Origin of the sequence: Actinotalea alkalitolerans, from assembly GCF_023369855.1 — a bacterium.
Classification (GTDB): domain Bacteria; phylum Actinomycetota; class Actinomycetes; order Actinomycetales; family Cellulomonadaceae; genus Actinotalea.
The window spans coordinates 116,243-138,752 of the sequence record NZ_JAMBPP010000010.1 but is presented as its reverse complement, the minus strand read 5'-3'; the positions used below and the strand labels follow the sequence as shown (position 1 = coordinate 138,752).

The 22,510-nt window shown below is 68.0% G+C and carries 19 protein-coding genes; 2 read left to right on the top strand and 17 right to left on the bottom strand.

Annotation, left to right across the window (positions count from 1 at the left end; genetic code table 11):
- Positions 1–9: 9 nt before the first annotated feature.
- From M1R94_RS13925 to M1R94_RS20810, 13 genes are all read right to left on the bottom strand, one after another.
- Entirely contained in the window at positions 10–417 is a 408-nt protein-coding gene (locus M1R94_RS13925; RefSeq protein WP_249382314.1) for a hypothetical protein, read from the bottom strand.
- Between the two features lie 121 nt (positions 418–538).
- On the bottom strand, positions 539–952 hold the full coding sequence (locus M1R94_RS13920; RefSeq protein ID WP_249382313.1) for a hypothetical protein: 414 nt from the start codon (positions 950–952) through the stop codon (positions 539–541).
- Positions 949–1,554: a hypothetical protein gene (locus M1R94_RS13915; RefSeq protein WP_249382312.1), complete on the bottom strand. Its 606-nt coding sequence runs from the start codon at positions 1,552–1,554 to the stop codon at positions 949–951. Before M1R94_RS13915 ends, M1R94_RS13920 begins: the two co-directional genes overlap by 4 nt.
- Positions 1,554–1,787 carry a hypothetical protein gene (locus M1R94_RS13910; protein WP_249382311.1) on the bottom strand — a complete coding sequence of 78 codons (234 nt, stop codon included), beginning with the start codon at positions 1,785–1,787 and terminating at the stop codon, positions 1,554–1,556. Before M1R94_RS13910 ends, M1R94_RS13915 begins: the two co-directional genes overlap by 1 nt.
- Positions 1,780–2,187 (bottom strand): colicin D domain-containing protein, encoded by a 408-nt coding sequence (locus M1R94_RS13905; protein WP_249382310.1) that lies wholly within the window; start codon positions 2,185–2,187, stop codon positions 1,780–1,782. The genes M1R94_RS13910 and M1R94_RS13905 overlap by 8 nt, the downstream gene beginning before the upstream one ends.
- A gap of 200 nt (positions 2,188–2,387) precedes the next feature.
- Positions 2,388–2,759, bottom strand: a complete 372-nt coding sequence (locus M1R94_RS13900) for a hypothetical protein (protein WP_249382309.1) — start codon at positions 2,757–2,759, stop codon at positions 2,388–2,390.
- 751 nt (positions 2,760–3,510) lie between these two features.
- Positions 3,511–3,741, bottom strand: a complete 231-nt coding sequence (locus M1R94_RS13895) for a hypothetical protein (RefSeq protein ID WP_249382308.1) — start codon at positions 3,739–3,741, stop codon at positions 3,511–3,513.
- 2 nt (positions 3,742–3,743) lie between these two features.
- A complete protein-coding gene (locus M1R94_RS13890) occupies positions 3,744–4,337 on the bottom strand; it encodes a hypothetical protein (RefSeq protein WP_249382307.1) in 594 nt (197 codons plus the stop codon).
- Between the two features lie 4 nt (positions 4,338–4,341).
- Entirely contained in the window at positions 4,342–4,890 is a 549-nt protein-coding gene (locus M1R94_RS13885) for a hypothetical protein (RefSeq protein ID WP_249382306.1), read from the bottom strand.
- Between the two features lies 1 nt (position 4,891).
- Positions 4,892–5,446: a hypothetical protein gene (locus M1R94_RS13880; protein ID WP_249382305.1), complete on the bottom strand. Its 555-nt coding sequence runs from the start codon at positions 5,444–5,446 to the stop codon at positions 4,892–4,894.
- The gene (locus M1R94_RS13875; RefSeq protein WP_249382304.1) at positions 5,443–5,841 is read right to left on the bottom strand and encodes a hypothetical protein; all 399 of its coding nucleotides are present in this window, start codon (positions 5,839–5,841) and stop codon (positions 5,443–5,445) included. The genes M1R94_RS13880 and M1R94_RS13875 overlap by 4 nt, the downstream gene beginning before the upstream one ends.
- Complete coding sequence (locus M1R94_RS13870; protein ID WP_249382303.1) at positions 5,838–12,368, bottom strand: RHS repeat-associated core domain-containing protein; 6,531 nt, start codon at positions 12,366–12,368, stop codon at positions 5,838–5,840. The genes M1R94_RS13875 and M1R94_RS13870 overlap by 4 nt, the downstream gene beginning before the upstream one ends.
- 38 nt (positions 12,369–12,406) lie before the next feature.
- Positions 12,407–15,436, bottom strand: coding sequence for a LamG domain-containing protein (locus M1R94_RS20810; protein ID WP_249382302.1), 3,030 nt, complete (start codon positions 15,434–15,436; stop codon positions 12,407–12,409).
- A 564-nt stretch (positions 15,437–16,000) separates the two neighbouring features.
- On the opposite strand from M1R94_RS20810, the gene M1R94_RS13860 reads away from it, so the two are divergent.
- Both M1R94_RS13860 and M1R94_RS13855 read left to right on the top strand, forming a co-directional pair.
- Positions 16,001–16,219 carry a hypothetical protein gene (locus M1R94_RS13860; RefSeq protein WP_249382301.1) on the top strand — a complete coding sequence of 73 codons (219 nt, stop codon included), beginning with the start codon at positions 16,001–16,003 and terminating at the stop codon, positions 16,217–16,219.
- Between the two features lie 525 nt (positions 16,220–16,744).
- Complete coding sequence (locus tag M1R94_RS13855) at positions 16,745–17,887, top strand: site-specific integrase (RefSeq protein ID WP_249382300.1); 1,143 nt, start codon at positions 16,745–16,747, stop codon at positions 17,885–17,887.
- A 172-nt stretch (positions 17,888–18,059) separates the two neighbouring features.
- Here the strand turns inward: M1R94_RS13855 and M1R94_RS13850 are convergent, their stop codons facing one another.
- The 4 genes from M1R94_RS13850 to M1R94_RS13835 form a co-directional block, all read right to left on the bottom strand.
- Positions 18,060–18,863: a hypothetical protein gene (locus M1R94_RS13850; protein ID WP_249382299.1), complete on the bottom strand. Its 804-nt coding sequence runs from the start codon at positions 18,861–18,863 to the stop codon at positions 18,060–18,062.
- A gap of 259 nt (positions 18,864–19,122) precedes the next feature.
- Positions 19,123–20,385 carry a hypothetical protein gene (locus M1R94_RS13845; protein WP_249382298.1) on the bottom strand — a complete coding sequence of 421 codons (1,263 nt, stop codon included), beginning with the start codon at positions 20,383–20,385 and terminating at the stop codon, positions 19,123–19,125.
- A 104-nt stretch (positions 20,386–20,489) separates the two neighbouring features.
- Positions 20,490–20,915: a hypothetical protein gene (locus M1R94_RS13840; RefSeq protein ID WP_249382297.1), complete on the bottom strand. Its 426-nt coding sequence runs from the start codon at positions 20,913–20,915 to the stop codon at positions 20,490–20,492.
- A 348-nt stretch (positions 20,916–21,263) separates the two neighbouring features.
- Entirely contained in the window at positions 21,264–22,298 is a 1,035-nt protein-coding gene (locus M1R94_RS13835; protein ID WP_249382296.1) for a hypothetical protein, read from the bottom strand.
- Positions 22,299–22,510 lie beyond the last annotated feature (212 nt).

Genomic DNA, 22,510 nt, shown 5'->3' with positions numbered 1-22,510 from the left:
GCAGGCGGCTCAGTCGACGCGATCGCGCTTGCGATCTGGTCGCAGGTACGGGGGAATGATCCACCGCGGACGACCCCAGAAATTCGCGGTCACCCAAAGCAGACCAAAAAGAAGGAACCCAACGACACCTGCGAGTGACATGTTGTCGACGGTCTCAGAGTAGCCGCCCTCCCAGGGAGCACCTCCGTGGATCAGGCTGACAACCTCCTTGGGAACTACGAGCAGGCTCACGACCAGGGTCATCGAACCAGCGCCCAGTGCACGCGCGCGCAGCCGCCATAAGTCGTACACGGGTTGGAAGTTGCGCTCGGTGGTTTCGCTTCCCTCCTCGGAGTTCCAGATCCGCATCACCGCCACTGCGCTCAGGACAGAAAAACTCGGCCAGATGATCAACACCAGCCATCGGAAAGCGATCACGGGTCTTCCTGCCTCCAGGCGTGGTCAAGCGCCGTCGTGGACGCCTGCGTTAGGGCGTAAGCCGCCGCAGCGCCAATGATCGCACCGACGAGCGCCGGCGTCGGGGGACCCGTTCGCCTTTTCAGTCAAGAGCCTCGACGACGACTTCTCCCCCGACTACGCGCGCAGCAACGACCTGCGCCTCGAACGCGAGCTTGAGGCCCACAAGTTCACCAACCTCGTTGAACTCCGGCAGAACTGAGGCTACGGACTGTCCGACGAGTCGGCGCAGCGCGATCGGAGCCGGCGCTTGATGCCAGAGCCCAACCTCTTGCGCTAGCGCCTCCCGCTCGGCCACAGAGACTCCAGCGTACGGATCGACCCAAGGCTGGGTGGAGAGAGCCAGAGTCCAGTCGGCGTTGGCGTCCAGAGTCAGCCATGTGCCGTCGGCCCACCCGAACTCGATCGGTCCAGACTCGCTGGTTGGGTGGCCGGCGAGCCGGTGCTGGAAGCAGCGAATGGACGCACAGCGACGACCAGGGAGCGTGTCGATCAATGCGGGAACACCTCCGCGTTCTTGAACCAGGCGTTGGTGCTCCCACCCGGGAACATCGTGACGAACTCGCCGCCTGGTTGCGTGACGAGGAGATCGTCACCCTGGCGGAAGAAGAAGTAGTTGTCCCCACCGCCTCCAGCGGGGTTCCACGCGCCGCGGCGCACCTCGACAGGGTTGAGGTGTGCGTCTCGTGCCCTGCTCATGAACGACGATCGGGCGGAGTTGCTCGCGGGATCGAGCCCGTAGTCGGCTGCGTGCTTCCCCCACTTTGCACCAAACTGGCGCGATCCGATCGACAGTGGCGGGCGGATGTCGATCGCGGTGTTTGCGGCAACACCGAAGCCGCCGCTGGAGACGGAGCTCGCCCAGGACGCGGCGCCCGGCCCCGGCGGCGACCCCCGCGCGTCCTCCGGTGCAGTGTCCGGCGATGACAACCGCGAAAGGCCGTCGTAGGTGTAGGCGGCGGTGTCGTAGTCGTACGCCGCCAGAGCGGCCGACGCGGGAGCCGCACCAACGAGGCCGGAACTGACTGCGAAAGCGGCCAACGCGACCGCGAGGGCGAGCCAGCCCCGAATCCGCCCGCCGGTCGCTCGCTGACCCATCACGCGCCTTGGTCCCTGACCCGATCCCGAGCCCGAGTGATGCGCTCGGGGTAGTCGTCCTGGAGCGTCTCCGGGAGCAGCGACTCGAGGGCCGACTCTAGGTCCCAAAGCGTGCGCTGCTCGGCCTGGTCAGCGAACTCTGCAGGCCGGCCCGCGACCGAGGTGCGTGCGAGCCAGTCGTACAGCACAAGCGCATGGTCGCGCTTCAGGCCGACGGATACGTGGTCATCCACCACCGAGACTCCCGTTCCTGAGGACGTTGGCGAGTTGATCCGAGTTCAGTCTCCATCCGCTGACGAAGACGCCGTCGCGCGAGATGACGTTCAAGCCCGTCGTCGGGTCGAGGAAGTGCGTGACCGGGTCGCCCCGGTAGGTCCCTCGGATCGTTGTGGTGCCCGGCGCGTTGATGTGCTCGAAGACCGCCTCGTTGAACCTGGCGGCGTTCGCGCTGTTGTAGTTTCCCGTTACGCCGAAGTCGTCCGCATGACCGAACTTCGCCTGCAGTTGTCTCGGCTGGGAGATCAGGACGTTCCTGACACTAGAGGTGCCGGCGTTTGCGGCATCTCCGTTATGCCGACCGGAGGCGGGGCTCGCCCACGACGCGACTTCCTGCGCTGGCGGCGAACCCCGCACGTATGACACCACGGTTTTCCGGCGACGACAACGGCACGACCGCGGCGCAGGTGGAGGCGGCGGTGTCGTAGGCGTAGGTCACCACAGCGGCAGGCGCAGGCGCGGCCGTGAACATGCCGACGATGACGGCGAGCACGACTGCCGCCGAGCGAAGGGCCCGGCTCAGCCAGCACGTGGCACCGCCCCGTCGATTCACGCGTTCAGCCTGCGGCTTGCTGGTCGTCGGCCATGGCGGCAAACCACTCCGCGGTCATGGACCGCGCCTCGTCGTCTCCGTCTGGCTCGAGCACGCAGAGCAACGCCCGGGCCGTCCTGCCCTCGGGCGTGGTCAGATCGGCACCGGAGGGACCCATGGCCTCGATGTACCGCCAGACCTCAGTCTTCAGCTCAGGCAGGACGCCAGGGTGCCCTGACCAATGGCTCGCCGCCTGATCCAGCGCTGGCTGGAGCGGAGCCGGCAAGTCCATGCCCTGGAGCCTCCCCACGAGAACCCGCATGAGCGCAGTCCACGGATCCAGCCCCTCAGCCGTCTCGAGACGGGTGGCGGCATGCAGGTAGTCCTGTCCGTTCATCGCCCGACTCCAAAGATATCCAGAACGGCTGAGCAGCTCGTACAGACCACCTTCGGCAAGCCGTGGCCTGGGTTCGACGCACCGATCGCCACCGCACGGATCGAGCCGCCAGCCGGATTCACGCCGGCGTTCAAAGCTTGACTCAGACAGCCCATCTCGGCGCAAGCGCCGTGCCAAGGCGCACGCTGTGCGAGCGGCACAGCGTCCAGTGCATCCTGCACCGACCCATTGAGCACCCGCGGGGCGCCGCCCGTCGAGACGTCGGTGAAGACCTGCCCTCCAACCCTGAGCTCCGCCGCCGCGCCACTCGTGCGACCAGAAGCCAACGCAGCATCGGCAGCGGCCTTTGCGGTGTTTGCGGCAACTACGTCACGCGCGACAGAGACAGGGCTCACCCACGATGCCGCTGCTGGCTCCGCTGGCGTAACCCCGCGTGCGTTCGTCGCCGCGGCGTCCGGCGACGCCAACAGCGCACGGGTGTCGTAGGCGTAGGAGGCCGAGTCGTAGGCGGAGAAGGGAGTCGTTGAGGCAGCCGGCTCCGTTGTTGCACAGGCGGCGACGGGCGCAGTGGCCGTCGTCGCCCACGCGGACCCCACTCCGACCAGCCCCGCGATGCCCGCGAGGATCGCGACCAGGAAGGAGAAGGGCCAGTGCAGCAGGAGCGCGCGCTGCCTCACTCGAGCCGGAGGTGCACCCGCCTCGGGAAACGGAGACGGCCGCAAGTTCGAAGGTGCGAGAGAGGCGCGCGGCCTCACGGCCGGTCGAGCCATTCGATCTCCCAGCCGCTCTCTGCGAAGTAGAGCTCGACATCAATGATCGATTCCACCCACGAGTCGTAGGCGTTGCCGGAACGGTCGACGTTTTCGTAGGTCAGGATCAGGAAGCCGCCGGAGGTGTCCGTGTCGTCGATGACCTCCACGAACCGCCCAGTGTCCTCGCCTGCAACGATCCGCCCGAGCACTCCAACCTTGAGATCGCGCATTGTCAGTCCAGGAAGGGGATGTGGTTGTTCACGGTGGGCACTCTCGCGCCGGGCGCGTAGGTCTCCAGGTGGACGTGTGGGACTCCAGGCGCGTGGTTGCCCATCAGCGAGTTCCCGTCCATCCGGAACTGCCGCAGGCCATCGGTGCTCCGGAATACGCCGCTCCCCGGTTTGCCGAGTTCGGTGTAGCCCTGACCGACCCACCGTTGCCCCGCAGTCAGAGCCTCGTCCGCGCTGAGCGTGTAGGAACTCGTGAGATTCCTCTGCGTCGCCCCGGCCGTCTCGGCCAGCACGTCGTCAACGACGCTTGAAGTGCGAGCCGCGGTGTTTGCGGCAGTAGAAGCCGACAACAAGGGAGAGAGAGGCCCGGGTGGGGTCGGGAGCGTCACCTGGACGCCGTCAGACACGCCGTTCGACGCGACAGGCGCTTCCTCGCTGGGTGCGCCTGCACGCTGTGCGGCGACACCGTCGTACGCGGATGCAGACAAGTCGTACACGGGGACGAGGTACACCCCCGCGGCTGAGGCGGGGACACACGCGCCCGCAAGAAGCACTGCGAGCACGGCCGTCACCAGCGCGATGACTAGGCGCTGCACGTGGTCACCGCCGATCGACAACCGCGCCGGTAGCGAGGTCGAGTGTTGTTTCGACATCACGCGCCTCGGGTGCGACGTACCCGCCGACGACAACCGTCGACGGCGTCACGAGGACGTCAGTGAAGCCATCAGATACGACGTCCTTCGCTTCCCATCGGACCACTCCCCCTTCGCCCAACGCAGTCACACCAGTGAAGTCCACAAGCAGTACCAAGCCGACGGGCAGGGCACAATGAACGGATCGCACGGGCCAGGCCGGGAGTGCGCGGTAATCGGGTGGCGAACCGACGGGTACGACATACGCGACGCCAGCCGCCACGACCACGAGGACGTCCGGGCTCGGCCCGTTGACCACCACGTTTGGGCCGTCGTAATTGCCGAAGAACCGGCCATGCCACGTGTCCCCGGTGGCGGGCGTGATAGTGATCTCCACAGCCGGGGCGAGTTCGGCGACTCCCGTCGTAACGAAGTCGAAGGTGCGCTCCCCGACGGGACGGGACGGATCGTCGTCCACTTGGTAGCTCGCGGCGAAGAGGTTAACGAACTCTGTCATCTCAACCCCCCGGCCTGAAGAAGCGATGGGTGATCTCGAAGGCGTTACCGGCGGCGTTCGGCCACCCGCCAATCTCATACACGCCTGCCCTGCCGTTGATCGTCCCCGGAAGCGAGTACTGCGTGTAGCCAGAAGGCACGACTGTTCGCGCACCCTGACCGATGATCGCATCGTCGTACATCGCTGGGAAGTTGTGGAACGGACCCGGCTCCCCTGCGGCACGCGCAATCACTCGTTCGCTATAGGTGACCGTCTGGCCGTTCACGTTGAGCGTGCGACCGGCCAGGCCATCTGCAGCACCCGCTCGTGCGGTGTTTGCGGCATCTACGTCATCCAGGACGGATAGAGGGCTCACCCAAGACCCGGCTCCCGGCCCCGACGGCGAGCCCCGTGCCTCCGGCAAGGTGTCCGGCGACGGCAACAGCGCAGGGGCGTCGTAGGCGTAGACGGTGGCGTCGTAGATGGACGGCGGCGCCATGGCCGCCGCCGGGAGGGCGCTGAACAGACAAGCGACGACCGTGAGCATGGCGCCGAGAACTCGGTAGGCAGGTGTCACAGGCGCACCTTCGCCGGATCCACGGCCCCTGCGCCCCAGACGACTCCGTCGCCGTCGAGCACCCATACCGGTCCCTCGGAAACGACCGCGGCCATCTCAGCGAGGCGAGCGACCAAGTCGGGCCCCCGGCACTCGAATGGGCATGCGGTGACGCGGTGCAGGTCGGGGACCTGGACTCCCGCAGCCGGCCTCACGGGGCCTTCGCGGACTTCCCACTCCGTCCCTACTGGAACACGCTCGTACAGCGTGAATAGCCGACCTGCCTCGTCGGTCAGCTGAACGACCTGCCCTTCGAGGTCGTCCACCGCAGCCACCGCGCCCAAGTTGACGAGCATCGCGGCGACGTGGTCATAGAGGCCTCCGTCGAGACCCAGAAGGAAGCCGCCGCCGCTCATCCGAACTCTCGAACGTAGGCCAGCAGTTCGTCAGGCGTGCGGAGAATCGGGATGCCTTGTTGCGCAGCGTTCCTCCACGCGGCATCACTGATCCCTGGCGCGTATCCCACCGCCGGCGTGCCCGTGCTGGCCTGGGTACGAAGGACTTGACCGGTGAGCCCGCGAGCGTTGCCGCCCTTCACCTGAACAATCAGGCTTCCGAGATCGATGTCCACCTCCCGCGTAAGCCCATTCGCCATGGTTCGCTGGCTGTTGACTGCAACGACTCGACCCGGCGTCGCCCCCTCGAGCGCGTTCGCCGCGCTCGCCACGTGCGAATCCGCCGAGCTCCACATCCGTGCGCTGTTTGCGGCGTTGCTGCTGACGCTACCAGCGCGGGCCGCAGGAGCGGCCCGAACGGCCGTGGTGGTTGCTCGGGTGGTGGAGCTCACCCGTTGGGCCGCGCTGGAGAGGGCTTGTCGTACGGCGGGTGCTGCTGAGGCCGCGACTCTGCCCAGGGCGCCGCCGGCGTAGGCGGAGACCGCGCCGATCGCGGTGTCCTTGGCCAGGGAGGTCCATGAGAACTGCTCGGTCTTCTGCACGCGGGTGCGCCAGACGTTCGTCGCGGCGCCCGCCGCGGCTCCGCCCAGCACCACACATCCCACGCTGCCGGTGCCCACCGATGCCGCCAGGCACGCCCCGGTGACCACCACACCGACAAGCCCGCCGACGATCTCGGCCTGGTAGCGGTTGCCGAACGCTGCGGTGGCCTTGGCCGCCGAGGACACGCCCTTCTTGACCGAGTTCCACCGATCACCCCAGGACAGCAACCCGGTGGGGTCCCAGTAGGTGATCGGGTTGTTGTTGGCGTAGGAGTAGGCGGCCCATTGCTGGGGTTGACCCAGGCTCATGATCGGGTCCACCGAGATGAACTTGCCCAGGGTGGGGTCGTAGTAGCGGGCCCCGACCTGGGTCAGCCCGGTGGTGTCGGTGGGCTTGTTCATGAACCCGTGGTCCCCTGGCCAGGCGGGTGTGGTTCCCCGGGGGTTGCCGTAGGGGTCCTGGCGGCGTTGGGTCAACACCGCGGTGGTGTTGGCGATCGCGATCGTGGCGGTGGCGTGGGGGTCGTTGACCAGGGAGGAGACCGCCGACCCGGCCTTGGCGGTGCGCATCGCTACGGTCTGCCCGCCGAAGCTGTAGTACCGCATCGCGGTGAGCTGGCCGGTGGACGCGGTCAGGGTCAGCTCCTGGCCCCCGGGAAGGTAGACCGTGGTCGTCCCACCCTGACGGCGCACCAACCGCTCCCCCTCGGCGGTGTAGACGTAGGCGGAGGTGTTCGTGCCCTGGGTCAATGCGGCCAGCTTGCCCTCGTTGTCCCAGGTCAACGTCTGGGGGGTCGTGCCTGGCAGGGCCCGGGTGGTGGTGTTCCCGGTCGCGTCGTAGGCGTAAGTGGCCGTACTCGTCCCGGACACCCCGGTGTGGGTGACGTTGGTGACCGCGTGCGGGCGGGCCGCGCCGGGCGCGGGGTAGGTGTAGGTGGCGGTGCTGGTCCCGCTCGCGGCGTGGGTGGTCTGGGACAGGCGGTTACCCACGGGGTCGATCGCGTAGTCGGTCCAGTACGGCGCCGGGCCCCCCAGGTCCGCGACGGTCTTGGGTGCTGCGCAGTTGCCGTTGGCGGGTGTCCACGCCGAGGTCAGGCGGTTCAGCCCGTCGTAGCCGTAGCACTGAGTGTCGGCCGGTCGGCCGGTGGGTGCGTCGGTGACCTTGGTGGGGTTGCCGGCCAGGTCGTAGGTGTAGGCCAGGTCCAGGTCGTAGCCGGTGACGTTCTGCCGTACTAGCCAGGTGCGTGCCAGCCGGTCGGTGCCGTGCTCGTAGTCGTAGTTGATGTAGTTGGAGGTGGTGTTGCCCAGGTCCAGCATCATGGGCTGGCCGTAGGAGGAGTACAGCGACCCTGCGACGTACACCCCCCAGCCGATGCTCCCGTTCATCCACTCGGGCATGCCCAGGGCGTCGTAGTGGGTGGTGATGGTCTCGGCGGTCATGTTCCCCGCCGAGGGAAGCTTGACGGACTTGACCTGACCGTCGGGGGTGTAGGTGTAGCTGGTGGTGTAGGTCCCGGCCAGTGCCCCTTCGCTGGTCGGGATCGTCACGGACTGCCCCAGCGGCCGGTAGCCGTCGTCGTAGGCCGTGACCGCGGTGGTGTAGGCGGCAGATCCCAGGTTGCGGGTCGAGGCGGTCAGGTGGCCCTTGGCGACCGTGTCGTAGGTCCACGACGCACGCACCGCACCGGTCACCGAACCGTCACGCATGCTGGCCCGACGGCCCAGGCCGTCGTAGGTGTAGGCCAGTGTCTTGCCGCGCGCATCGGTGGTGGTGGTCAGCTGTCCGGCGTGGTCGAAGGTGCTGGTGGTGGCGCCCTTGTCGGGGTCCACCGATCCGGTCTGGCGTCCGCGCAGGTCGTAGCTGTAGGTCCAGGTGTTGCCCGCTGCGTCGCGTGTCGAGGCCAGGTTCCCGGCCTTGTCGTAGGTGTAGGTGGTGGCCTGGTGGGCCCCGGTGGGTGCCCCGCCGGTGTACTCCCGCAGCTCGATGGTGCGGCCCTGGGCGTCGGTGATCACGCTCTGGGCCACACCACCCTGGGGTGGGTGGGTCAAGACGCGGTCCCCGCCGTAGGTGGTGGTGGTGCGCCACCTCTCCTGCTCGGAGACGGCGAAGATCTCGGTGGTGACCCGTCCTGCGCCGTCGTGGACGTACCGGGTGCGGGAGGGCACGGCCTGGCTGGGGGTGACCAGGGTCGTGGAGGCCGCGCCGGTGGTGAACCATTGGCCGTTGGTGTAGTCGACCAGTCCGCGGCTGTCGTAGATCGTGTCGGTCACGATGCGACCGGCGGTGTCCCGGGCCAGCGAGGGGGTCTGGGTCTGGCGGGGCCGCAGGAGGCCGTCAAACAGCTCCACCGAGGTCCGATAGGTCTGGTTGGCCGTGAGGGTGCTCGTGGTGATCGTGTCCGGTGCGGTCCGCGAGACGGTGTAGGCGTAGGTCAGGTGCGCCGAGGAGGTGCCCTGCACCCGGCCCGGCAGCCACACGGCCGTCAGGCGACCCAGGGCGTCGTAGGTGGCGGTGGTGACCTTGCCGTTGGCGTCGGTGGTCTTGACCGGCACACCCCAGGCGGGGTTGATGTCGGTGACCGACACGTGCTTGGTCAGCGGCCCTGCACCGTCGGGGTCCGGTGAGGTCACCGTGGTCCGGGTCACAGGCCCGGTGGTGGCCGGGGTGTAGGCGGTGGTGGTGGTGCGACCCAGGGCGTCGGCCTGGGTGGTGGGCCGGCCCAGCGCGTCATACCCGGTGATGGCGGTGGTCTGGTAGACCGGTGTGGAGGCGTTGTAGCGGTCCAGCTCCTGGGTGGTGGTCGCCAGTCCCCGCGTGGGGGCCGCGCCGTAGGCCCCGCCGTCGTAGGAGGTCCGGGTGTCCGCGATCACGTCCGCGGGTCGGGTAGGCGTGCTGGCGCACGCGACAGCGACGGTCTCCGTGCGCCGGACGGTCGCGACGACGTGCGCGGTGGTGTTGCGCGCGTACTCCAGGCGCGTGCACCGGTCATCGGCAGGGGTCGAGAGGTCACCCAGGTCCTCGATGGTCTGGGCCATGCCGTAGGTGTTGTCGAAGGTGGTGGTGGTGCGCGTGGTGCGGGCGCCACCGGGTAGTGCGGTCGCTGCGGTGCGGGTCTCGGTCGTGGCGATCGAGGCGAAGGTCGCCTTCGTGCCGTCGGCGCCGGTGGCGGTGGGCGCGGAGATCCATGGGCTGTTGGTCTCGCGCAGGACCTCCGGCCCGCCCACACCGTTGTAGGTGATCTCCTGGCGGACCACACCGTTGAGCCGATCGGTGTCGATGATCCCGTCGATGTTGACCGACTTGGTGCCCCCGCCGGCCAGGCGGTCACCGTCCATCCCCCGGAAGTAGCGGAAGGCGACCATGGACCGTTGCGCGGCCGCGGGTGAACCCGTGACCACCTCCACGCGGGCGTACCCGCGGAACTGGCCCCAGGTGCGTTGAGCAGCGGGCACCAAGGGATTGTCGTCATAGCGCCAAGCAGGTTCGCCGACGTAGTTGTAGTACGTCTCGGTCGCCGGCCCGGAGGTGAAGTTCCCGTCGGCGACGACCGAGGTCACCAGGTACTTGTGGAAGTACTCCTGGATCGGGGCTGTGTAGGACCCCTCGGGAGTCCACATCACCGGGAAGCACCGCCGGGTGTTGGAATCCGCCGCGGCGGGGAGGCTGGCCGTCGAGCAGTCCGGTCCGGTGTAGTTGACCGAGAGCGTGGCCCCGGACTCGGTCTTGATCGAGGTGACCCGATAACGAATCATCGCCGGCCCGTTGTTGCCCGAGGTGTCGACCCGGTTGACCATCTGGGTGCCGTGGAACGTCACGTTCGGTTGGGTGATCGTGGCTCCGACCAGTCCCTTGTGGTTGATCGAGGCCAGCCACAGTGAGGCGTCGGTGGAGTCCCCCGGGTCGGGGTAGGTCTGGCCCAAGGTCCAGGTGTCGACCGCCTGGTAAGCGGTGCCGCTGAGAACCTTCGTGCTGATCCCGGTCAGGCGTTTGCGGGTGAAGAACGCCGGGGACGTCACGCTCGGGCAGGTAGAGGTGGAGGTGCAGATCAGGTCGAAGGGCACATCTGGCCACGAGCTGGCCGTTGCGGCGGTCAGCTGGGAGACCGCGCAGGTGATCGACCCCGAGGGGATGCACCGTTCGGCGACCGTGAACGTGACCTGTGCGGGGGCGGTGGCCCCGGACTCGGTGCCCGCGCGCTGGCCGTAGTCGATGCGGGTCAGGTACCCGCCGCGGTCGTAGGTGGACACCGCGGTGTTCAGGTTGCGTCCGTAGCGGTTGGTCTCCTTGGCATAGAAGTAGGTCAGCGTGTTGCCGCTGGTGTCCACCACGTACTCCAGGTTCCAGCGCCACGCCTGGGTGCACCACGAGGACGCGAAGCTCGCCGTGTAGCACGGCTCACCAGGCTGGTTGCCGAACACCGGCACCGTCCAGGTGGAGTTCAGCGCGGTGGTGTCGGTGGGTGAGCGGCGCTCCCGACCAAAGACGTACTGGGTCCCATCGGTGGTGGTGACTCTCCAGTACTCCCCGTCGTTGTCCGCGCTGGATCCACCGGTCAGACGCTCGACCCGGGTCCCGTCGTCGGACTTGACCCGCCACGCACCCGTCGCGGCGTCCTTGACCAACGGGCTGGCCATCCCGTTGAACACCAAGGTCGCGTTGTCGGTGGACCAGCACAGGTCCCCCGTGGGTCGGGTGGCGTTGTTCCCGCCAGCGGTGTCCTGGGCACAGGGAACGTAGGACCGCTCGATATATCCGGTGGCCAGGTCCCACCCATCCCCCACCCAGGAGGTCTGGTTGTTGGTCGAGGCAACCTTGCCGTCCAGCGACCCCGAAGAGTACGAGATAGACAGATCCGGAGCCGGGCCCCCGTTGGAGGGCGGGACCCGCATCGGGTAGGTCCAGTCGAACGTGCCGGTCTGAGCTGAGACCTGCCACGTGGCCGAGGGCGACAGCGAGGTCGCCGACCAGTTCCCCGCCGACCCCGAGGCCGCCGCCGTCAAGGCCAGCACACCAAAGGACTCCGCAGCGAGCGTTGCCGTCACCGTCGAGGTCCCCGGGTCGTTGGTCGACTCCACCTCGGTGGCCGTACGGCACTGGTGATCCTGCGGGGTGGTCAACGCGCAGTCGGGCAGGCTCACCAGACGCAGCCGCGAGGACCAGTCCCCTCCGAAGGCGTCGGCGAACGACGCATAGTCCACGACCACCTCGAGGGGAGCGACCTCAGGCTCGAGCGTCGCATCCTGTGGAACAGGGGCAGCACCATCAGCCTCAACGGGCGCATCATGCTGCTCTGCGGGCGCCGCGTCCTGGTCCACGGGCGCACCCTGGGCATCACCAGACGCGCTCTCGATACTGAGCTGGGCGCGATCCCGCCCGCGTACCGCTGGTTTGTCGGCGGGCTGGTCGGGCTGGTCATCCTGGCCAGGCCTAGCAGCCTCACCAGGCTCGGCATCCTCCGCGGGTTCGGTGCCTTGGATGCTGAGAAGCACACCCTCGATGCCCACTGCAGCAGCAGCGGCACGGTCGTGGACCTGCACCTCCACGCTGCTGGCCTCGCCGGCTGCGGGAGTCTCCCTGGAGTGGGCGATGCGTACCGGGCTGCGCTTGCCACGCACCGAGGAACGTTCGGTGCCGGGTGGGTCCTCCAGGTCCACGCTGGACTGCGAGGGCTCAGGCCAGGTGACCTCGCCGGGCCGCGCAGCCGGCATGGGCTCCAAAGCCGCGCCGTCCGAGGTCTTGGCGACCGTGGACGGGATGACCGCCGTCTCGTCACGGTCGGGCGCCAAGTCATGGCTCTGCTGTCGACGCTGCTCATCGCTGATCTTGCCGGGTCGAGACTCGACGGCCTTGTCCAGGGCGGTGGCCGGGTTCACCGCCATCGTCGCCACCAGGGAGGTCGCCAGCACCCCGACCAGCACAGCACGGATCGAACGAGTCCTGCTCATGGCCATGTCCCCGGCTCCTCGACGCTCTCGGACAGCTGCTAGTCGACGCTGTTGCTGAAGGTCCGGTGGCACGCCCGCAGGATCTGGGCCTGACCAACCACCCCGTCGAGGACCTGGACGTCCGCGACCGCCCCTGTCCACGGCCGAGCCACCGACCCTGCGTGCTGTCCTCGGCCGATCGCCAACGGCCCGGTGGCGTTCCAGGTGGACTGGAAGGGCACCTTCGGTGAGGCCACCGGGACCTGGTCTCCTGATTCGTCGACGGACCCGATCTCGCACACGAACAGCTGGAGAAGGTCGCTGGCGGCGTCGTGGATGCCGGTCAGGTGAACCCAGGAGTCCGTCTTGATCGGCACCTGGGAGACAACCTGGACGGGTGTGCTGACGGTGTCCGCGGCGTACATGAAGAACGACCAGCACCCGGTTGTGGTGTCTGGGCAGTCAGAGGGCCGCCGGTATCCCAGACTGAATCCGCTCTGGGAGACGCCATCTTGACTCACCGCACTCGCCGAACCGATCGGCGCCCTGTCCAGCCGCACCGTGGCCATGACGCTGAAGCTGTCCAGCGTCGAGATGACCGGTCCGGACGTCGACGCGACGTCCGAGGCCGCGTCGAACAGCAGTGCCCGGTCAGAGGGGTCATCGGCCAGTACTGCCAGCGGACCCTGTGTCCAGCTTGTCGATGGGGTCAGGCTCAACGGGTACCGGTTGCCGCCGGGGCCGGTGTCAGCAACCAACGCGCCTGCACCTTCGTCCATCATCCACAGCGCACTGACGCCAGCGAACGTCACGTTGAACCGGTAGGTGCGCACCGGGCTGGTGTTGCCCGCCCGGTCCATAGCCTGTACGCGCAAGGTATGCGGCCCCAGGTCGTTGGTCGACGGCAGGTACGGGACGGTCGGGTTCGATGCCGCCACCGAGAACTCCAGTGCGATGTTGTCGAAGGAGTAGAGGTACTTGGTGACGTCGGTGGATCCGGCGTTGGTGAAGGTGAACTTGCCCGCCTTGCCGATCCCGCCGGACCACGCGTCCTCGACATACACCGCCGGTTGACCGGCCACCGCCGTCACCCCCGGGGTCTTGGGTGGTGTCCAGTCCGGAATGAACTCACAGGCGACATACGCGCTGGTCAGACCCCCCGGATCGCGGGCCTGAACCCGCCACTGATACACCCGACCCTCGGTGAACAGTCCCGAAGCCACCGCGATCGAGAACGTGCTGCCAGAAGCCTTGGCCGCCGTCAGGGCCGGGTTCCAGACGTTGGCGCCCGTCGAGACGTCATAGATCCAGAACTTGGCCTGCAGGTTCCCGCCATCGGGATCGGTCAGGACCGCATTGAGCGTTGGCGTGCTGGTTCGGATGTAGGGCCGCCCCCCGCAGGCCTGCGTCGGGTTCGTCATGGTCGCACCCGTGGGAGTGTTCGGCGGGCGGTTGTAGACCACCGAGAACGTCGCGTCGTTTCGGTACCTCTGCCAGTACGCCATGCTCGACTCATTCACGGCCAGCCCCAGCGACCCCTGCGCGGTATCGGCATCGGCGATCGCCTGCGCCTGACGTGTGGCGTCCCACCCGATCCACCGCACGGGATGACCGGCACACGTGGACTTGTGCGCGACGGTCTGGGTGTTGATCGGATCCCACAGGCCCCCGCCCGGCCAACCCGTGGTCGAGTCGAAGTCGGCCACCCGGTGCAAGGTGACCGGCTGGGGTGTGCAGCTGTAGGAGTGGGTTCCGACCGCCGAGAAGGTGGCCGAGACGATCTGGTTGGACGTCAGCCCCCCGATCGTGCCCAGCCCGGTGAACATCCACATCACACGCGACTTGAACGTCTTGGTGCATGTCGTGGACGTCGCACGGTTGCACAGCCCCACACCCTCGTCTGGGTCGAAGCCGTAGGCAGCCGGGTAGGTGTCGTGCACCGCTGTCCACCGGTTGCGAGAGCCGTTGATCTGCGGGTCGATGTAGACCGGCCATACCGTCTGCGGGTCCTCGAGCATGTCAGCGTCCGGCTCAATCGCCACTGAGTCCGGGCTCACCGTGAGTTCCATCGCGGCAACTTGCTCGGTCCCCGACGGAGCGACCGCGCGGTCCTGCTCCACCTCAGCGTCGATGCGAGCCTCAGCCGTGGCTTGTGTCCTGAACAGGGCCGACGTGCCCTCCCTCGCACCCGTCGGGAGCGGACCCCGGGCGGAGTCCCACATCCTGGGCACCGGGCTGTGGAAGACCGCCTCACCGGTCGCGGTCACGGCTGCGAAACCACCACCCTGCGACTCAAGCTCCAGGTCCGGCGAGGTCGTCACCGGGAACACCAGCTCCTCCAGGCGTGGGTCCGCCGCCGCTTCGGGTGAAGCAACCCGCAGCACCTCGGTGAAGCCTGTCGCGTCGGCGTTGACCGTCACGATCAGATCCACCCCAGGAATGACCTCGGGGTAGGTCAACTGGTTGGGCGAGCTCAGCTGCGGCGCCGGGAGATCGAACGGCATGCCAAACGAGAGCTCGAACCCATCCCGCCCCATCTGGACCAACGGTCGATCCTGGCCCCCTGGGCTGAACTCCATCTCGGTGACCGGTGAAGCAACGGCGTACCCATCCGGGCCCTCGACCAGGGAGTTGTCGATCTCACCCCACTCCCCCGGGACCTGCGTTCGCACAGCGCTCGCCGAGACCTCAAAGCGCATGTTCCCGTCAGGCTGGGCATACAACGAGTTCCACTCCGTGCGCGCATCGACCACCTCGACCTCGCGATCGCACTCGATAGCGAGCACCGCGGCCGACAACTCGTCCGCCGCAGTCTGCTCACACGGCACAGACGGCGGAGACGGCGCAGGGGCAGCTTCCGACCGGCCGGCCCCAGTCACAAGATCCGCGACTCCTAGGACACCCACCGCCAGAATCGCGATGATCTGAAGTGCGCGCGCTGAACCGCCAAACGGCATAACGTCCCCCTGCTCAGAACGCGCGACGACGCCGTCGCACCGGATCCCGCCCCCGGCGAGCACCAGCAGCGAGCCGAAGACTCTCACCTTCGAATCGAACTCGGCCACAGTCCGAAAAGTGATGTACGTCACGTCTCGTTCATGATCGCTGCGCGGTCGGCGTGAGTACTATCACCGACTTCGCGAGCTGCAGGCACCAGGTAGCGGCAAGCTCAGATCACGCGCAAAACGCACCTCACCAGGAGTAATACTCCCCATGACAGACCCGGAGGCGGTGGCGGATCCCGCGCTCGCGATCGATGGCGCACATCCGATCGGAGCGCGGCCAACACACCGGCAGCCGGACCCCGTCAAAGATCACCCAAACGCCACACGACCGCGTCAACGCGCCGGCGCACCCGCGGCCCCCGCAGGTGAGGATCGCGAGGTCGTGGCGTCCAGGAACGTCGAACACGGCGGAAGCGGGACGACGCCGCATGTCTCCTAGGAACGTTCACCCTCGAGACCTGTCAGCGTGGGACCGCCGTTCCCGGCCGCGCTTGCTGTCGCCAAACAGGGTGGCAGGCGTTGCCCGCTCGGCGCTGAGAGAAGCAGGGGTGCATTGCGCTCTTCGACCTGAGTGACGACCGGTCGCTCGTGCCGGTACCCACCACGTCGTTCGCCGACCAGGGCATCCTGGAGCGCGCTGACCTGTAGGTGGCGCTTCGCGACAACACCTCCGTCCTGAGTGACGGGCTGCTGGTCGTCGCCGAGGAGTTCGGTGACTTCCAGGACGTGCGCCGCCGGATCGACCTGCTGTGTGTGGACCGCACCGGCCAGCTGGTCGTCATCGAGCCTCCACTGAAGCCGGGGCGGTTCAACTCCTGCTCAGGCGTCTCGTGCGGTGGCGGGGCTGTGGACCGTAGGCGGGGCTGACCGCGGATCGGCACCCCGGCGGCCTTGATCCACCCCGACAGGGTCGTGTCCATGATCCCCAGATCAGCCGCGATCCCCGCGACCTTGGCCGTCGGCGTCGTGCGATAGAGCTCGACAGCGTCGCGGCGGAACTCCGCTGAACACGTCTTCCGTGCCATGAGCAGATCGTCTTCTCGCTTCCTCCAGGCCAGACCTGGAATCAGCGTGCCGCCACCCGCGCCCGTACGCCCTAGATCGCCGAGAGTTAGGGTCCAGGACCCCGCCAGACATGATCAAGGCCCCACCGGAATCTCTTCCGATGAGGCTCTGACCTGCAGTTCTACACGTCGGGATGACAGGATTTGAACCTGCGACCCCTTGACCCCCAGTCAGTTCCGCGTGTCCGCGGACGTCCGCCACTGACCGTGTACGTGCAGGTCAGGCCGTTGCCCGATCCGTTAGCGCTCGTCGCGGTCTGCCGACGTACGCTGACTTAGGGTCCAGCCCCTGGACCCTAACTACCGAGCCGGAACGGTGGACCCATCCATGGCTACAGCCGAGCGGCCGCGCCGCGAACGAGGCCTGGGCGCCGTGACGTTCGACAAGAGTGTGGGCCTGTGGACCGGGCGCCTGGACCTGGGTCGCAACGCTGCAGGCAAGCGGGTGAGGGTCAAGGTCACCGGGCGCACCCGGGCCGAGGCGCGCGAAAAGCTCGAAGCCGCCCGACTGCGCCGCCGCGACGGAGTCGACCTCACCGCCCAGACCCGCACGTTCGCCGACCTGGCCGAGCTCTGGCTCGTGCGGGGCCTACCCGCCGAGACCTCCGACCTGACCCGGGACAACTACGCCTCCCTCATCCGCAAGCGACTCCTCCCCCAGCTCGGGCCCATCAAGGTCACCGCTCTGCGCGCCGACGACCTCGAGGACGTCCTGGACCAGCTGGCCGAAGCCGGCCTGTCCGGGCGAACCCTACGACTGATCCTGAACCTCACTCAGCGCATCCTGGAGTTCGCCCGACGACGCGAGATCGTCAACCGCAACGTCGCCGAGGTCGTCCACGCCCCGCGCGGACCGCGCCGAGAACGAAAAGGCATGACCGTCGAGGAGGCGGGCAAGTTCCTGGACGCCCTGGCCGAAGAACGGCTCGGACCGATGCTCCTCGTCCAGCTTCTCCTAGGCCTGCGCCCCGGGGAGGTCGCCGCACTGCGCTGGCGAGACCTGGACCTCACTGCTGACCCGCCTACCCTCTGCGTCACCCACAGCCTTCGGCGCACCACCGCAGGGATGCTCTTGGTCGCTCCCAAGACCCCGACCAGCCACCGGGCTCTCGGACTCTCGCCGCGACTCGTCGAAGCCGTCATTGCCCAGGAACGTCAGCAGGCAACGGACGCGGCGAGTCAGCCGACGTGGAGCAACCCTGACGGCCTCATGTTCACCGCCGAGTCCGGCAGTCCCCTTGACCCGTCGAACACGCGACGGGCCCTCGCCCGCATCGGACGATCCATCGGACTGCCTGGCCTACACCCCCATGCGCTGCGCCACGCGACTGCGTCTCTATTGTCGGACGCCGGCGTCCGCCTCGAGGACATCGCCGACACCCTCGGCCACAAGTCGATCACGGTGACGGCCGACGTCTACCGCCACAGCATCAACCCGACCAGGACCGCACACCTCACCCTCGACATCTGATCCTTGGCGAGGCGCCTGCGGCGGGCTCGGGTGCGTTACGGGTTCTGCACGGTTGTCACTGACTCGACGGATGCCAGTCAGGCGGAGAACTCGTCAGGGCGCAACGAGTTGGGCCCACCAGCACGCCCCCAGTACACGGGTACCGCGAACCGGGTGGCCAACGGCGCGATGCTCACGCTGGGTAGCACTTCGTGTAGGAGCCGTAGTCGATGCACTGCCCGGCATAGGGGTGCGGTGCGGGCGCCTGGACAGGCGGCGGCGGGACGGGGTCGGGCCCGCATCGGATGTAGTCGCCATTCGGTTGCTTGCCGCATTCCCAGTAGACGTCGCCGGATGGCGGTTCAGGCGCCGGAGCAGGGGCAGGCGCAGGAGCGGGTGGGGTGCCGCCTGACGGCGCGCTCTGGCTGCCCGAGTTCGCGCGAGGAGTCGCTGCGGGGACCTGACCGGAGGGTTGCGAAGCCGTCCCTCCCGACCGGGGTGCGGCAGCGGCCGCCTGTTCTGCAGCCGCCTGTTCCGCTGCGGCAGCGGAGGCTTCTGCGGCGGCCTGCTCGGCTGCGGCCTGTGCGGTGTCGAACACGACCACCGCGCCGTCCGCGGTCGTCGTCGCGGCGGTGACTGCGCTAGTGGCGATTGTCATGGCGTCCAGGTCACGCGTCGTCACGGCCTCACGCAACGCGGCGATCGCCGCGGTGTATGTGGCGAGGGTGTCCGAATCGAGTTTCGGGGCCGTGAGCGCCAGGTGTGCGTCCGCGTAGTCAGCAGCATCCGTCGCGACCTCTACAGCGGCGTCCTCCCGGGCCTGCGCAGCAGCGGCACGAGCCCTCTCAACAAGCTCGGCCTCTTGTGCGGCGATGCGCTCCTGGGCGACGGTCACGTTATGGGCGTGCAGCGCGTACCCCCCACCCGCCAGGAGGAGGGTAGTTGCGAGCGCTCCAGCAACGATGCTGCCCTTGGTCGACTTGACGTAGCTCTTCACGTTGATCTCATCGGCGAGTGCCAGTTGCGGTTGAGAGAGTGAGGTCCCCCAGCGTGCAGAAGGCCTTCGTCCTCGTCAGCGGCACGGGTGAACGTGGGCGGCCCCGCCGGTGCATCCAAACCCGCCCGTGTCGACGCGACTCACTCCGGCGCCCTCCGCACCGGATCAGGCCCGGGGCTTCAAGGCGGGGTTGTGCAGGTGATGGTGGACGGCGGCTCTTAGCTCAGCCGAGTACGGGTTAGGCCACGCGTCGCACCCACTACGAGCTCTCGAGTCTCGGGACGTCGACGTCGCATACCTGCACGAGGCCCGCAGCGAACACCGGCTCCAGCACGCCCGTCCGTGAGGTCGCACGGCCCGAAGCAGCCGCGTAGGCATCTTGCAGGTCGCGGTAGACCACGGCCGGCACTTCGACGCTCTCGCCGTCGATCTTCGCGGCTGCGAGCGCCCGGTCGTCGGTGACTTGACCACCAGTCAGGGCTCGTGCGGGGATGATCACCCGGCTGCGACGCAGGGCTGGCAGGGTCTCTACGTTCCAGCCGCTGATCGCGTCGGTCACCTCCTTTGCGGCGCAGAGCGCTTGGGCGACATGGCGGTCGGCCAGCAGAACAGGACCCGCTGCCCCAACCTGGAGCGGAGCGACCTGGGCGAGCAGGGCGATGACCCGTCGGGTGTGCCCGACAACGACCGGGTTCGCACGCTCCCTGGTCTGCCATGGCTGCAGGCAAGCGGCCACCGTCCGCCAGGACTGGCTGCGCGGCGCCAGCGTCGGCTCGATGTTGGCACCGAGCCCGGCGAGGCTCGACGGTGGCATGTTGCGGCGCGCGAACGCCTCGGCGTGACTGTGGATCGCGACACCCAGGACGGCGAAGACCTTCAGGTCGTCGACCGACGGGTGGGCAGCCTGCGAGGCGGCCCAGGCGTAGCGGCGCAGGTGAGCCATCCGATCGCCGAGCTCGGCGAGTGGATGCCTGGTGTCGATCAGAGGTCGTGCTGTGCGCAGGTCGTCGAGTCTGCAGTCGGCGACGGGACCACCCTGCTGGGCCGTCGCGCGCGCGAGGATCTCCGCGGTGATCGGATCTCTGAGCCTCTCGCGGATCAGGCTGCTGGTGATGCCGGCGCCCACGAGGCGGTGGGCCAGTTCGTCTGTCGTGCTCAATGCGGCCGAAGCCAGGTCGCCGAGCTGGCCGAGGGCCGCGCGCCGGGCCTCGGGTGACGACAGGCCAGCCCGCAAGTCAGGGCTGCGAGCCAGCCCGGCGCGGTCGGCGTGTGTAGCGAGCAGGTCTCCGGCGGCGCCGACAGCTGCCACGGCCGACTGCCAGTGATTCGACGCCGGGCCGCGCTCGACTCCGAGTGATCGCGGCCCGGCGAGGTGCCTGAGCTCCTCTGCCAAGGCGAGAGCAATCCGTTCGTCGCGGTCGAGCGCGGTCGCGGGCGGGGCGCCGGGCTGCAGGTGGCGGTCGAGAAGCCGGTAGGTGTGCCGGGCGAGTGCGCGCAGAAGGTCGTGGTAGCCAGTGAGCACCTCCCGACCGGCAGCGACCGTTTCGGGCGGCTCGGCTTGCAGTGCGACCGCCGCGAGGCCGACGTTGTGCGTTGCTCGTCCGATAAGCCCGCCGTAGGTGACGCTCATGGCTGGCCGGCGCGCAAGGTCTGATCAGCGCTGATCAGCAGTGCGAGAGCACGCGTGCCGGACAGCACCCGGCCGCCCGGCGTCGTCGGATCGGCGATCAACGCGGACAGCAACTTGAGGCTGCGCTCCAGCAGCTCGAGCACCACGGACACCGCGGCGCTCCGCTCGGACGGCACCGCGGGTCCGAGGTCGACCGGACCACCCAACGTCGCAACGCTGGGGTCCGCCCAAGCCAGCTCTGAGGTCGCCAAGGCGACGTCGAGCCCGGCGTAGGTCGCCGTCAGGTCCTCGTCCCAGCCCACCACCCCGGCCACACGCTGAAGCGCGAGTCCGGTGGCGTAGGTCAGGGTCCACACCCCGGCCCACCCGTGGGCTGTCGTCGCGAGGTCACGTGCCGGGCCGGTCCAGTAGTCCGTCGTCACCGTGCTCTCCCTTCGTTACTGCGATCGAGAAGACCTCGGGACACGATCACCGACGATGAGATCGACCAGGCCCGTGCGTCGTCGGGACTGTGGATCTCGCGCCCTACCTCACTGGGGTGCGCGACGAGGCAGAAGACGCAACGCCCCCCGCCAAGCAAGGACTCGAAGACGGAGCATTGACGCCATCAGTCCCTCGCGGGACCCTCAACCCATGGTCTCGAAGGAGGTCCCGGGCGACAGCGAGTCGCGCCCCCGGTGGTGGCGCTGCCCTAGAGCGGACTGCACGGAGACTGGGTATGACACCCATCCCCCGACGTGCCCAGAGCATCGGTGCGCCATGGTCGAGGGTTAGGTTGCGGTCGCTGTCTGACCATTGATCCTGCCGACCTCTGCGTCGATGGCCTGGAGAGCGGCGGTGTACCCGCCCGCCGATGTGATGCCAGCCCGGTAGCACGCCAAGCTGCACAGGGCGAAGCTTGAGAACACGACCCAAGCCGCCGTCACACCATGGTCGACGGTCCCCAGCAGCGCTCCACCCCCGGCGGCGATGCCACCGCACACGAAGACCAAAGTGCAGTAGAGGTCCAGGCGGTTGCGGTACTGGTCGTGCATCACTCTGATCTCGAGGGGCAACAGGTGCCAGTTGCGGATCACGAAAGTTCGCAGTGGACCGTCACCTTGGTTCGCGATCTCGTCCTCGACCGCGCGGAGCGTATTGCCGAGCCTGGTCGGCATGGTCCGGTGTCGCTTCGGATAGCCGCTGAGAGCGCGCTCGACCGCCTCAAACGAACGGAGCAACGCCGGGTTGGAGTACTCCCGCCAGTTGATCGCCTCACCTGCGGCGATGACATCCGCCGGCGGTCTGCTCCGGAACGTCTCGCCAGCCGCTGACACCCTCAGGAACTCCAGAACGGCCTTGTCCACCCCTATGTCCAGCATGTCCTCCCGCGCTGACCGGAACGCAGCAATACGGCGCGTGACCAAGCGACTGCGGAGCCAGTCCTGACGCCAGAGGTGGAACCTGACCATGAGACCGGTCAGACCGATCGCGGAGGCGAACGGCGGCCAGTAGCCCTCCAGGAGTCGGATTGCCGTGAGCTCGAATGCCTGCAGGAGCATCGTCAAGGCCAGGACCGCGAAGACCGCAACCACCAAGACCCCGAGGGGCTTCGCAGTGAGGTCCATCACGGCCTGGGCGACATCGATCTCGGTCTGGGATCGCAGTTCGAGGATCACCGCACCCACGCTCGCGACGAGGGCGGCAGGCAGCCATGAACTCAGGCTGAGTTGGTCGAGGATCCGTGCGAGGAACTGCGAGAGACCTTCGGGCGGCGTCACCGGCTTGATCTCGCCGACCCCCGCTGGAGCGCGCTGATCCGCCACTTGCTCATCCTCCCCGCTGCAGCACGTCGACCTGGGACGGCACGCCGGACAGCTCGAGGACAGGACCGAGTGATTCGAAGATCAAGAGGTTGCGGGACTCGTCTGGCTCTTCCACTCCCAGCAAGCCGTCCCGTCCCTCGGACCGTCGCGTCTTCTCCCGTGCCCCGCACCCCAGAGAGGTAGGAGCCCGCCGCCTTCGTCCTCCTCGCGCC